This window comes from Mycolicibacterium fluoranthenivorans (assembly GCF_011758805.1).
GTDB lineage: Bacteria > Actinomycetota > Actinomycetes > Mycobacteriales > Mycobacteriaceae > Mycobacterium > Mycobacterium fluoranthenivorans.
The window spans coordinates 996101-1008645 of sequence record NZ_JAANOW010000001.1 but is presented as its reverse complement, the minus strand read 5'-3'; the positions used below and the strand labels follow the sequence as shown (position 1 = coordinate 1008645).

At 66.8% G+C, this 12545-nt stretch carries 11 protein-coding genes; 3 read left to right on the top strand and 8 right to left on the bottom strand.

Annotated features, from left to right (window positions below):
• The first annotated feature begins 99 nt into the window (after positions 1-99).
• Genes glnX through FHU31_RS04920 form a run of 3 tightly spaced genes read left to right on the top strand, consistent with a single transcriptional unit; the run spans position 100 to position 4663 of the window.
• On the top strand, positions 100-1416 hold the full coding sequence (glnX, locus tag FHU31_RS04930; RefSeq protein ID WP_167156396.1) for a protein kinase G-activating protein GlnX: 1317 nt from the start codon (positions 100-102) through the stop codon (positions 1414-1416).
• Positions 1416-2372, top strand: a complete 957-nt coding sequence (locus FHU31_RS04925; RefSeq protein WP_167156394.1) for a glutamate ABC transporter substrate-binding protein — start codon at positions 1416-1418, stop codon at positions 2370-2372. Before glnX ends, FHU31_RS04925 begins: the two co-directional genes overlap by 1 nt.
• Entirely contained in the window at positions 2372-4663 is a 2292-nt protein-coding gene (locus FHU31_RS04920) for a serine/threonine-protein kinase PknG (RefSeq protein ID WP_167156392.1), read from the top strand. The genes FHU31_RS04925 and FHU31_RS04920 overlap by 1 nt, the downstream gene beginning before the upstream one ends.
• Here the strand turns inward: FHU31_RS04920 and gloA2 are convergent.
• The 8 genes from gloA2 to FHU31_RS04880 all read right to left on the bottom strand — a co-directional run bounded on the left by gloA2 (position 4660) and on the right by FHU31_RS04880 (position 12433).
• A complete protein-coding gene (gloA2, locus tag FHU31_RS04915; RefSeq protein WP_167156390.1) occupies positions 4660-5046 on the bottom strand; it encodes an SMU1112c/YaeR family gloxylase I-like metalloprotein in 387 nt (128 codons plus the stop codon). The two genes, FHU31_RS04920 and gloA2, sit on opposite strands and share 4 nt — an antisense overlap.
• Positions 5047-5048: 2 nt before the next feature.
• Positions 5049-6164 (bottom strand): acetate kinase, encoded by a 1116-nt coding sequence (locus tag FHU31_RS04910; protein ID WP_167156388.1) that lies wholly within the window; start codon positions 6162-6164, stop codon positions 5049-5051.
• Positions 6161-8239, bottom strand: a complete 2079-nt coding sequence (gene pta / locus FHU31_RS04905) for a phosphate acetyltransferase (protein WP_167156386.1) — start codon at positions 8237-8239, stop codon at positions 6161-6163. The genes FHU31_RS04910 and pta overlap by 4 nt, the downstream gene beginning before the upstream one ends.
• A gap of 39 nt (positions 8240-8278) precedes the next feature.
• Positions 8279-9637 (bottom strand): HNH endonuclease signature motif containing protein, encoded by a 1359-nt coding sequence (locus FHU31_RS04900; protein ID WP_167156384.1) that lies wholly within the window; start codon positions 9635-9637, stop codon positions 8279-8281.
• A 104-nt stretch (positions 9638-9741) separates the two neighbouring features.
• On the bottom strand, positions 9742-10470 hold the full coding sequence (locus FHU31_RS04895) for a hypothetical protein (RefSeq protein WP_167156382.1): 729 nt from the start codon (positions 10468-10470) through the stop codon (positions 9742-9744).
• Positions 10470-10973, bottom strand: coding sequence for an LpqN/LpqT family lipoprotein (locus FHU31_RS04890; RefSeq protein WP_308206731.1), 504 nt, complete (start codon positions 10971-10973; stop codon positions 10470-10472). The genes FHU31_RS04895 and FHU31_RS04890 overlap by 1 nt, the downstream gene beginning before the upstream one ends.
• Before the next feature lie 9 nt (positions 10974-10982).
• A complete protein-coding gene (locus tag FHU31_RS04885) occupies positions 10983-12101 on the bottom strand; it encodes a putative alpha/beta hydrolase (RefSeq protein ID WP_234901138.1) in 1119 nt (372 codons plus the stop codon).
• Positions 12101-12433, bottom strand: a complete 333-nt coding sequence (locus FHU31_RS04880; RefSeq protein ID WP_167156379.1) for a DUF2563 family protein — start codon at positions 12431-12433, stop codon at positions 12101-12103. The genes FHU31_RS04885 and FHU31_RS04880 overlap by 1 nt, the downstream gene beginning before the upstream one ends.
• Positions 12434-12545: the final 112 nt, after the last annotated feature.

Sequence of the window (12545 nt, the reverse complement as noted above, 5' to 3'; positions counted from 1 at the left end):
CAGGATAAGGCTCCGCGAATTCCCACACGTCCCACCAATCTCTCTTAGACTTTCATTAATCGCCCACCAAACCACTCCGTGAGGGAGGTTCGCGCACCCGTGACCGTGGAGTTGGCGCATCCGTCGACCGAACCGCTGGCCTCACGGTCGCCGGCCACCCCTGCACATCCGCGGTGGGCGTTCCTGTGGACCACCCCGGGCCGCATTCTCACCATCGGTGTGGTGCTGTCCGCGCTCGTCATCGCCTGCGCGTTTGCGACGTCACGCACCGTCGACGACCGTCAGCAGGCCCTGACCACGGTGCTCAACCACACCGAACCGCTGTCCTTCGCCGCCGGTCAGCTCTACACCACGCTCTCGGTCGCCGACGCCGCCGCGGCCACGGCGTTCATCGCCGGCGCCGAACCCAGCGATGTCCGGCAGCGCTACGAACAGGCCATCACCGATGCCTCGGTCGCCGTCACCCGGGCCTCCAGCGGGCTGACCGACGAGCCGATGATCCAACTGCTCGGTCGGGTCAACGGGCAACTGGCCATCTACACCGGGCTGGTGGAGACGGCCCGCACCAACAACCGGGCCGGTAATCCGGTCGGTTCGGCCTATCTGTCCGAGGCGTCGGCCTTGATGCAGACCCAGATCCTGCCCGACGCCCAGCGGCTCTACGAGGCCACCTCGGCACGCGTCGACACCGAGACCGCCGCCTCGGCGCGCATCCCGGCCTCGGTCATCGTCGTGGTGACCGCCACCATCCTGTTCGGTTTGTTCGCCAACCGGTGGCTGGCCCGGCGGACCCGACGGCGGGTGAACGTCGGTTTCGTCGCGGGCGGACTGGCGGTGCTGATTATGGTGGTCTGGGTGGGTACCGCACTGGCCATCTCGACCACCGATAGCCGCAGTGCGAAAAACACTGCGGCGCAATCGCTGAAGACGGTCACCACGATGGCGATCACGGCGCAGCAGGCCCGCGCCGACGAGACCCTGGCCCTGGTGCGCCGCGGCGATGTGGAGGTGCGCAAGCAGTCTTACTACCAACGCATCGACGCCATGCAGCAGCAGCTGTCGATCTACCTGAGCGGCGATGACGTCAGCAAGGGCGACCTCGCCGATGCCGAGCAACTGCTGCGCAAGTGGCGAGCCGCCGACGACCGGATCAACGCCTATATCGCCGTCGGCGACTACCAGGCGGCCACGCAGGTGGCCCTGGGCACCGGCGAGGACGACTCCACCCCCGCTTTCGGCAAGCTCGACGAAGCACTCAGCAAGGGCATTGCGGACAGCCGCAACCAGCTGCGCGCCGATATCCTCAACGCCCGCCGGGTGCTGTCGGGGGCGACGGTCGGCGCGGCGGCACTGAGCGTGATCGCGGCCATCGCCGTCACCCTGGGCCTGTGGCCCCGGCTGAGCGAGTATCGCTGATGAACAAGATCTGGTGGATGCTGGCTACGACGCTGGTCGTCGCGGGCTGCTCCCAGAGCGCACCCGCGGCACCGATCCCGGAGGTGACGCTGGCTCCCCCGACCCCGGCCGGGATGCAGCAGCTGGCTCCGGATCCGTCGCCGGCCCCCGTGCGCACCGAGCACTGCGACCGCACCGCCAGCCTGCGCCCGTTCCCGGACCGCCGGCAGGCCGAAGAGGCCGTGGAGAAGATCCGCAACCGCGGGCGGCTCATCGTCGGGTTGGACATCGGCAGCAATCTGTTCTCCTTCCGCGACCCCATCACGGGGACCATCACCGGCTTCGACGTCGATATCGCCGGCGAGGTGGCCCGCGATATCTTCGGCACCCCGTCGCAGGTGGAGTACCGCATCCTGTCGTCGGCCGACCGGCTCACCGCACTGCAGAACGACCAGGTCGACATCGTGGTCAAGACCATGAGCATGACCTGCGCGCGCAAGGAGCTGGTGGCGTTCTCCACCGAGTACCTCTCGGCCAACCAGCGCATCCTGGCCCCGCGCGATTCACAGATCAGGCAGGCCGCGGATCTGGCGGGCAAGCGGGTGTGCGCGGCGACCGGCACCACGTCGCTGGAACGGGTGAAACAGATCGATCCGCCGCCGGTCATCGTCGAGACGGTGACCTGGGCGGACTGTCTGGTCGCCCTGCAACAGCGCCAGGTCGACGCGGTCAGCACCGATGACACCATCCTGGCCGGTCTAGTCAGCCAGGATCCGTACCTGCACATCGTCGGCCCGAGCATGGCCGAGGAGCCCTACGGGATCGGGATCGGCAAGGAGAATCCCGGCCTGGTCCGCTTCGTCAACGGCACCCTGGAACGCATCCGCCGGGACGGGACGTGGAACACGTTGTACCGCAAGTGGTTGACCGTGCTGGGTCCGACACCCGCGCCTCCGGTGGCGAGGTATGTGGACTGATGGCCGACCCTGACACAGGCACCCAACCCGACGATCCCGGCACCCGGCCGGCCGGCCTGGCCGACCTGGAGGAGTTCGAGGACTTCGACAGCGACTCCGTGGCGACCGTGCGGCCGATGGCCACCCAGGCCGTGTACCGCCCGGATTTCGGGGATTCGGAGCGGTCCGCCCGGTCCTCTGGTGGGAGCGCCACCACCGAACCGACCGAACACCTGACGACGGCGACCCGGCCGCGCTCCCCGACCCGCCGTCTGGGCGGTGGACTGGTCGAGATCCCGCGGGTGACCGAACGCAACCCGCTGGCCGCGCTGATGACCAATCCGGTGGTGGCCGAGTCGAAACGGTTCTGCTGGAACTGCGGCAAACGGGTGGGACGCGCCTCCGCCAAGGACGGCACGCCGGCCCGTTCCGAGGGCACCTGCCCCTACTGTGGCAGTGCGTATTCGTTTCTGCCGCAACTCAGTCCCGGTGACATGGTGGTGGACCAGTACCTGATCAAGGGCTGCATCGCACACGGCGGCCTGGGCTGGGTGTACCTGGCGTTCGACACCAACGTGAACTACCGCCCGGTGGTGCTCAAGGGCCTGGTGCATTCCGGCGACGCCGAGGCACAGGCCACCGCGATGGCCGAACGCCAGTTCCTGGCCGAGGTGACCCACCCGGCCATCGTCAAGATCTTCAACTTCGTCGAACACGCCGACAAGCACGGTGATCCCGTCGGCTACATCGTCATGGAGTACGTCGGCGGTACCTCGCTCAAGCAGGGCAAGGGAACCAGACTTCCTGTCGCGCAGGCGATCGCCTACATGCTGGAGATCCTGCCGGCACTGGGCTACCTGCACTCGCTCGGGCTGGTGTACAACGATCTCAAGCCCGAGAACATCATGGTCACCGAGGAGCAGCTCAAACTGATCGACCTCGGCGCGGTATCCCGGATCAACTCGTTCGGATTCCTTTACGGCACACCGGGTTACCAGGCACCGGAGATCGTGCGAACCGGCCCGACGGTGCAGACCGACATCTACACCGTGGGCCGCACGCTGGCCGCGCTGACCCTGAACCTGCGTACCCGCAAGGGCCGCTACGTCGACGGGCTGCCCGACGACGATCCGGTGCTGACCACCTACGATTCGTTCGGCCGGCTGCTGCGCCGGGCCATCGACCCGGACCCGCGGCGCCGCTTCACCAGCGCCGAGGAGATGTCCGGCCAGTTGCTTGGCGTGCTGCGCGAAGTGGTCGCCCAGGACACCCGGGTGCCTCGGCCCGGCCTGTCCGCGGTGTTCAGCCCGCCGCGATCCACCTTCGGGGTGGACCTGCTGGTCGCACACACCGACGTCTACCGGGATGGTCAGGTGCATTCGGCGAAGCTGACCGCCCCCGAGATCGTCAAAGCCCTGCAGGTGCCCCTGGTCGATCCAGCCGATGTCGGCGCTCCGATCCTGTCCGCCACGGTGCTCAGTCAGCCTGTGCAGACACTGGATTCACTGCGCGCCGCCCGGCACGGCACGCTCGATTCCGAGGGCATCGACCTGTCCGAGTCGGTGGAACTGCCACTGATGGAAGTGCGCGCCCTGCTGGATCTCGGCGATGTCTCCAAGGCCACCCGCAAGCTCGACGATCTGGCCGAGCGGATCGGCTGGCGCTGGCGGCTGGTCTGGTTCCGCGGCGTGGCGGCGCTGTTGACCGCCGACTTCGAGACGGCCACCAAGTATTTCACCGAGGTGCTCGACACCCTGCCCGGTGAGCTGGCGCCGAAGGTGGCGCTTGCCGCCACAGCCGAACTGGCCGGTACCGCCGACGAACGCCGCTTCTACCAGACGGTGTGGCGCACCGACAACGGCATCATCTCCGCCGGTTTCGGCCTGGCCCGCGCCCAATCGGCGGATGGGGATCGCGACGACGCCGTGCGCACCCTGGATCTGGTGCCCGCCACCTCACGGCATTTCACCACCGCGCGACTGACCAGTGCGGTGACGCTGCTGTCCGGCCGGTCGATCAACGAGGTGTCCGAGCAGCAGATCCGCGATGCCGCACGGCGGGTGGAAGCACTGCCCGAGAGCGAACCACGGGTGCTCCAGATCCGCGCGCTGGTGCTGGGCACCGCCATGGACTGGCTGGCCGACAATACGGCCAGCACCAACCACATTCTGGGTTTCCCGTTCACCCAGCACGGGTTGCAACTGGGCGTGGAGGCGTCGTTGCGCAGCCTGGCCCGGGTGGCCCCGACCCAGGCGCACCGGTACGCACTGGTCGACCTGGCCAACAGCGTGCGCCCGATGAGCACGTTCTAGACTTCGTAGAGTTCCAGCGGAAGATCGTCGGGGTCCTTGAAGAAGGTGTAGCGGCGATCGGTATGCGGGTCAATGCGGATCGGCTCCACCGCAACACCTTTGGCTTCCAGATCACGCACCGTGGCGTCGAGGTCGTCGACGGCGAAGGCCAGGTGCCGCAGTCCCTGCGCCTCGGGCCCGTTCGGGCGTCGCGGCGGATCGGGGAAGGAGAACAACTCGATCTGGGTGCCGTCGGGCAGCGCCAGATCCAGCTTGTACGAGCCGCGTTCGGCGCGATACACCTCCCTGATCACCGCCAGCCCCAGGATATCGGTGTAGAAGCGTTTGGACACCGCGTAATTCGAGCAGATCACCGCGACGTGGTGGATGCGCTGCAGGCGCACGGCTACCCCTCCAGCACAGCCGCGCAGGCGCGGGCGATGGCCAGTTCCTCGTTGGTCGGGATGACCAGCACCGTCGTGGGCGATTTGTCGGCCGAGATGCGCCGGGCCACCCGCTCCGGTGCGCTGTTGAGCGTCTCGTCGAGTTCGATTCCCAGCGAGGACAATCCGGTCAGTGCGTCCCGACGCACCAGTGCGTCGTTCTCCCCCACCCCGGCGGTGAAGGTGATGACGTCCGCACGGCCCAGCAGCGCCAGGTACGCGCCGATGTACTTGCGCAGCCGGTGGATGTACACCTCGTAGGCCAGGCGCGCGTCGTCGTCGCCGGCATCGACGCGCTTGTGCAGTTCCCGGAAATCGGTCTCGCCGCCGAGTCCGTACACCCCGGATCGGCGATTGAGCATGGTCTCGATGTCCTCGACCGTCATCCCGGCGGCGCGCCAGAGGTACATGATGATGCCGGGGTCCAGGTCACCCGACCGGGTGCCCATCACCAGGCCCTCCATCGGGGTCAGGCCCATCGAGGTGTCGATCGCTCGGCCGCCGGCGATCGCCGAGGCCGAGGCGCCGTTACCCAGGTGCAGCACAATCTGATTCAGCGAGTCCAGCGGCGCATCCAGGAACAGGGCGGCCTGTTCGCTGACATACCGGTGCGACGTGCCGTGGAAACCGTAGCGCCGGATGTGCCACCGCTCGGCCACCTCACGGTCGATGGCATACTCCGCCGCGGCCGCGGGCAGATCATGGAAGAACGCGGTGTCGAAGACCGCGATATGGGGCAGTCCGGGCAGCAGCTTGCGGGCCTCGCGGATGCCCAGCACCGCCGGCGGGTTGTGCAACGGGGCCAGCGGCGCCAGCTCGTCGATCTTGGCCAGCAACTCGTCGTCGATGACGGCAGGCTGATAGAAGCGGCGGCCGCCGTGCACCACCCGGTGCCCGACCGCCACCAGGTCGTCGGTGTGCACCCCCGCCGCGGTCAGGGCGTCGAAGACCTCCCGCAATGCGGCGCTGTAGTCGGTGACGCGTTCCACGATGCCGCTGCACAGCGAGCGGCCGGAATCCGCCTCCAGCACCTGGTATTTCACCGAGGAGGACCCGGAGTTGAGCACCAGCACGCTCATTTGGACTGCGCCTGGATCGCCGTGATCGCCACGGTGTTGACGATATCCTCCACCAGCGCACCTCGGGACAGGTCGTTGACGGGTTTGTTGAGCCCCTGCAGCACCGGTCCGATCGCGATGGCCCCCGCGCTGCGCTGCACCGCCTTGTAGGTGTTGTTGCCGGTGTTGAGGTCCGGGAAGATCAGCACCGTGGCCTGGCCGGCCACCGGGGAGTCCGGCATCTTGGTGACCGCCACCGACGGTTCCACCGCGGCGTCGTACTGGATGGGGCCCTCCACCAGCAGGTCCGGTTCCCGCTCACGCACCAGTTCTGTTGCGGCCCTGACCTTGTCGACATCAGCGCCGGTACCTGAGGTACCGGTCGAATACGACAGCATGGCGACCCGCGGGGCGATGCCGAATTGCGCGGCGGTCCGTGCCGAGGAGATCGCGATATCGGCGAGCTGTTCGGAGGTCGGGTCGGGCACGATGGCGCAGTCGCCGTAGGCGAGCACCCGGTCCTCCAGACACATCAGGAAGATGCTCGACACCGTCGATACCCCGGGCTGGGTCTTGATGATCTCGAAGGCCGGGCGCACCGTGTGTGCGGTGGTGTGCGCCGCACCCGAGACCATGCCGTCGACCATGTCGTTGTGCACCAGCATGGTGCCGAAGTACGACACGTCATGGATGATCTCGCGGGCCTGCTCGACGGTGACACCCTTCTTGCTGCGCAGTTCGGCATATTGGCGGGCGAACTGGTCGCACAGCTCGCTGGTGCGCGGGTTGATCAGCTGGGCACCGTCGAGGTCGACGCCCAACTCGGCGGCTCGGGCCCGCACCGCGCCTTCGTCGCCGAGGATGGTGAGGTCGGCCACCCGGTGCGCCAGCAACCGGCCGGCAGCCTTCAGGATCCGGTCATCGTCGCCCTCGGGCAGCACGATGCGCCTGCGGTGGCTGCGCGCCCGGTCCTGCAGCTGGTAGGTGAACATCTGTGGGGTGATCACCTCGGGTATCGGAATGGCCAGCTGGGCCAGGAGATCCGCGGTGTCCACATGGGTTTCCATCAGCGCCAGGGCCGTGTCGATCTTGCGAATCGAGGTCGCGGTCACCCGCCCGCGGGCCTTGGCCACCGCCCGCGCCGTGTCGTAGGTACCCGCCTCGGTGGCGATGACCGGCAGCCGGAGGTTGAGCCCGTCGACCAGTTTGGCCACCGCCGGGTGCAGTTCCAGTCCGCCGTTGAGGATCAGGCAGGCCAGGGACGGGAAGTTCTCGGCGGCGTGCGCACTCATCACCGCCATCACCACATCGGAGCGGTCACCGGGGGTGATGACGGCCATACCGTCGCTCAGGCGATCCAGCACGTGCTCGGCCGTCATACCGGCGACCAGCACGCCGAGCGCCTCGCGGCTCAGCAGCGCCTCATCGCCATCGGTCAGGGTGCCGTGCACTGCATCACGCAGTTCCGCGACCGACGGTGCGACCAGCAGTGGCTCCTCGGGCAGCACATAGCTTTTCGGGCCGTTCGGGGCGAGCGCGGCGGCCAAGGTGTCGATCAGGTCGGTCAGTTGCGCCGGGTCGCATCGGTTCGCCACCACCGCCGCGGTGTGCGCGTGTTGGGCTGTCAGCTCCGCCAGACACAGCTCGACGACCTGCGCCACCTCGTCCGGGGTGCGCTCCGAGGCCCGCACCGCCAGCACCACCGAGGCGCCCAGGTTGGCCGCGATCCGCGCGTTGACCGCCAGCTCGCTGGGGCTGGCCACATCGGTGTAGTCGCTGCCGACGATCAGGACGGCATCGCACTGGGCGGCCACCTCGTGGTAGCGCTCGACGATCTCGGTGATGGCGCCGTCGAGGTCTTCGTGCAGGCGCTGGTAGCTGACGCCGACGCAGTCCTGGTAGCTCAGCCCGGCCGTGGCGTGGGCCAGCAGCAGTTCCAGGATGTAGTCGCGCCGCCCGCCCTCGGAGCGGGCGATCGGCCGGAACACGCCCACTTTGGCGACATTGGCCGCCAGCCGCGCCAGGATGCCGAGCGCAATGGTGGACTTCCCGGTGTCACCCTCGGGTGAGGCGATGTAGATCGCGGACGCAGCCATGGGTAGAGCCAACCAAATGACTGAACGTGAGCCAACTCATCATGGGTCTTCCCCGCGTCCGAGGAGATCTTCGGGGTGGTGCAGGGGGTTGACCCGAGGCGGGCCGGCATCCAACTGCGGTGGTGGAATCCATTCCACCCGGCCGCTCTTGCCGATGCGGGTCTTCCAGCCGCCCTCTTTGACCAGCCGATTGTGTGGCCCGCAGGCCAACCCCAGGTTCGGGATGTCGGTTTTCCCACCTGCTCGGTAGTCGGTTTCGGCGTGATGGCTCTGGCAGAGGTAGGCCGGGACGGGGCAGCCGGGATAGGTGCACCCGCGATCGCGGGCGTGGAGCACCATCCGCTGCCCTGGTGAGGCTGTCCGCCGGGCCCGGCCCAGATACAGCGGCACCGCCGCATGCTCGTCGAAGACGCTCAGATAGTGCCGGGCATGGCCGGCCATCCGGATCAGATCGCACATCGGCAGCTTCGAGCCGCCGCCGGTGCGCGCGACCCCCGCGGCGTCCTCCAGCTCGGTCACGGTGGTGGTCACGACGACGGTGACGGGCAGCCCGTTGTGCTCACCCAACTCCCCTGAGGCCAGGGCCGTGCGAGCGATCGTCATCAACGCGTCGTGCTGGCGCTGCCCCAGGCTGCGGGTGTCGGCGGCGACCGCCTCGGCCGACGGTGTCCCTTTGGTGACCGGAGTCTCGTCATTCGGATTGCACATGCCCGTGGCCGCGAGCTTGCCCAAGGCCGGCTCCAGATAGGCACGGAATTCCGGGGTGACCTTGGCACGCAGGTCGCTCAGCCCGTCGGCATCCTGCGGGCCCAAGATCAGCTGGCGGAACATCTCCCGCCGATCGATGGCGTCCTCGTCGTTGGGTTCGGGCCCGTCGGGATCGAGCAACTCCAGGAGTAACGATGCCGCGCTGCGCAGCGCCTCCGGGGCCTGAATCGACGCGACCCCGGCCAGATCGGCCTCGGCTCGGGCACGGGTCTGCGCATCGACTCGGGGTGGGATCTTCTTCATCGTCCGGGTGATGATGCGGACATGTTCGGCCGAGAGCTCACCGCGCGCCAGCGCGGCCGCCGTCGCCGGATACTGCGGCTCCAGTGGTTCGCCGGCGACCGACCGCCGCGGTCCCAGCAGCTCACCCTCGGTGAGCCGCCGGCAGGCTTCGGTGTTCGAGATACGCAACCGGATGGACAACACATCGGCCCAACTACGGATGCCGAGCTCGGCCGGGCTGGACTGTGCCTTCACCGCCGCCATGACTCGGTGCTGAACCGCGGGCAGCCGCCGGTACACCTGCTCCAGCGCGGACTGGACTTCGAGCAACTCGGCGACGGGGACCTCGTCGAACGCGGCGGCGGACAGCTTGTCCACTATGACCGCGAGATCGCCGATGCCTTCCATGATTCGAACATTAGTGCGAACCACCGACAAGTACCGACGTTATCCACAGTCGCCGATTCATCCACAGATCCACTGCTGCAAAGGAATTGGGACTTGACAAGCGGCTAAACCTGCGCACTGAAACGACCCAGGAGAAGCTGCTCGATCCGATCCATCAATTCGTGCGGATCATCGGCGGTGGCGTCTTTCCACTCAAGGAGGGCGTCAAGCAGATTTTGCGGCTCAACCGTGAGCTGCGGACCGAGCAATACCGTTTCGGATGGTTCAGTCAAATCTGCTGCATGATAGGAAATTTCCACCCGTAGTGCCTTGGCTCCGCTCACCTCGGCAACCCACTTGGGCGCGACTGCCTGGACTCGTTCGCGGGTGAGTTCCATCGGCGCGAACTTCGGCCCCGCCGACGGCACAGTCAATGTCGACGGCGTGATTCGCAAGATGCTCTTGCGCCACAGGCGAATAGCGGAGTCCAGAAAGATCGGCGTGAACAGCAGCAAGATGCCTCCGCCGAACCGAAGCCAGACCGGATTACCCGGTGCAAGACCTGCCACAAGCATGGCCGCACCCGTCAGAGGAAGCGCCAGGTTCACGTAGTACGCATTTCCTTCGAACCACGGGATGTATCGGCAGCTGATCTCGTCGGCCGTGCGTTCTACGCCAGGCCGAAAGATCCGGCGCCTTCCGAGGATGATGAGGAACGCAGCGCAGAACACGATGACCGACCAGTACCAGGGCATCCCAGCCCGTGCCGCGACCACGGTCAGTAAGCACAGGGCAAACCCGGCGATGTATCGCAGCAGCTGCCACGAACGTCCGCGTCCCTTGGTATCTGACATCACTGGCTCCCGTGTGTTCGGACGGTCAGCCAGATACTCGTATCGTCCACCGGCGAATCGTGGAGCGCGGTCACCGTCAGTTGGGCGATGAGCGTCTCCTTTTCAGTCATGATGATTCTAGTGCGCGACACACTGTCGATGCTTCCGAGTTCGTGAGCGATCTCCATCGAAAGCGCCCCCACAACGCCGGCTCCTTCGCTTGCGGCAGCGAGTTCGCGGTGCAGCTCGCGGCAACCCGGCACCATCTGGATCTGCTGTTCGGCCAACATCGCGAATACCTCATCTGCGTGGAGTACCGCCTGGACACGATGCATGGTCAACACCGCATTGGCGCAGAACTCGTCCATACGCGGGTCGCTGCGACAGATCCACACGTGGAGCCCGACAGTCGAATCGAACAGCTCCCATCCCGACGGCGCCCCCACCTCCACGACGCAACCGGTGAATCGGTCGACCGGGAACGCAGCAATACCCTTCTCCTGCATGAATCCATCGAATCTCACTGGTCGCAACTATCCGAAACCAAAGACGGACTCCACCGCATCAGCGACCGGATCCCAGCCCCAGTCGATCACTTTCGACACACCCAAGGCTGTGCCCGCTCCCACGGCTGCACCGGCCACCAGACCGATCGCAGTGCCCACGCCTGGAACGACCGAACCCGCCGTTGCGCCGATCGCCATATCTGCGGCTACCGCTCCCACACCGAGCCCAGCTGCAGTCGCAAAGGTTTCCCGAGTCACGGCCTCGGTCACCGAATTCCCGTCATGAATATCGGACATCACCGAAGGCACCGCGCTGACCGCAGCGACCAACCCGCCGACCCGGGAAAATCCTTTCAACTCGACACCGCCGATCTTCGGATCCTCCAACCATTTCAACAGGCCGGGGTCGGCCGCACCCGGGCCGGTACCGGGAGAGTCCGCGATCATCTTCAACGTCGTCTGCCGCACGCCATCGGCGGTCCCGCCGGCCACTGCACCCGCTCCTGCGATCGCCACATCGCCCTTGGTCACGGTCGGCCCCGACGCCTCCGTCGACCCCCCGGCAGCCTGCGGCCCCTCTCCGGGGATCGCTGCCATGGACGACTCGGCCGCCGCCATCGCATTCACGTAGGTGTCCCGACTGCCCTGTACTTCGCCCAGGGTGATCCGCATCGTGGCGACCGCCGCGTCGTGCAGCGCCCTGGTGTCCTGGTTGGTTGCCTTGGCCGCGCCGATCGCGTCATCGGCGCCGTGCAAGAAGGTGTCCAGGGCGGCGATATCCGCGTCGCAGGCACGTTGGGCCGCCACCAGCGCGGTGGCCACATTCTCCAAATTCAGTGCGATGGTGGCGAGTTGGGGCTTCTGCAGGTGCAGCGTCTGCGTTGCGCGGGTGACCTCGGCCGAATCGGTGATCGGGTGTTGGGCACCGCTGTGTTGCCAGCCTTTTTCGAAACGCTCCTTGGCCGCCTTGAAGTCACTCTCTATCTCGGTGGCAGCACCAGCCGCGGTGTGAAACGCATCGGCTTGGGCATTGATAGCGCCGGGGTCACCGGCTTGCAGATCGTCATTGATCTTCCACGGGTCTCCGCCCGCCTCGGCGATCAGATCCGCGACCGACAGGTTGACCAAACCCAGAGGTGGTGGCATCAGGGCGCACCGAAACGCGCGCCGGCCGCACGCACGGAATCGGCCGACGACGCATCCGTGGCGGTGAATTCATCGGCTCCGGATCGGCTCTTGGCACTGATATCGCCCAGAGCGCGGTGATGGGCCTGAAACTGCTCGACATGACCTTGGTGCGCAGCCGAGACCGCCTGATGAAACATGCGGGCTTCGTCGAAATCACCGAACATCCCCGCAGCCGGCTTCATCTCGGCGAGTTCACCGGCCGCGGCCAACGCAGTGCCCGCTGCGTCACCGCACCGGTCGGCACCTGCATTCAGATGCTCGGTATCGACTTCCATGCCCCGTTCGGCCATGACCGGCTCCTCCCCCGTAGCAACCCCGGAGAAAAGCCTACCCTCGCCAAAACTGGGAAATTGCAGGGAAATTCCTGTACGTGCAATCCCCGCACGCCGCAACCACGTGCCC

Coding starts and splice junctions, on each gene's coding strand:
- FHU31_RS04880 (WP_167156379.1), bottom strand. CDS start 12,433: ATGGCCGAACGGGGCATGGAAGTCGATACCGAGCATCTGAATGCAGGT.
- pta (WP_167156386.1), bottom strand. CDS start 8,239: ATGGCTGCGTCCGCGATCTACATCGCCTCACCCGAGGGTGACACCGGG.
- FHU31_RS04895 (WP_167156382.1), bottom strand. CDS start 10,470: ATGTCAGATACCAAGGGACGCGGACGTTCGTGGCAGCTGCTGCGATAC.
- FHU31_RS04885 (WP_234901138.1), bottom strand. CDS start 12,101: ATGCCACCACCTCTGGGTTTGGTCAACCTGTCGGTCGCGGATCTGATC.
- FHU31_RS04910 (WP_167156388.1), bottom strand. CDS start 6,164: ATGAGCGTGCTGGTGCTCAACTCCGGGTCCTCCTCGGTGAAATACCAG.
- FHU31_RS04900 (WP_167156384.1), bottom strand. CDS start 9,637: ATGGAAGGCATCGGCGATCTCGCGGTCATAGTGGACAAGCTGTCCGCC.
- FHU31_RS04925 (WP_167156394.1), top strand. CDS start 1,416: ATGAACAAGATCTGGTGGATGCTGGCTACGACGCTGGTCGTCGCGGGC.
- FHU31_RS04920 (WP_167156392.1), top strand. CDS start 2,372: ATGGCCGACCCTGACACAGGCACCCAACCCGACGATCCCGGCACCCGG.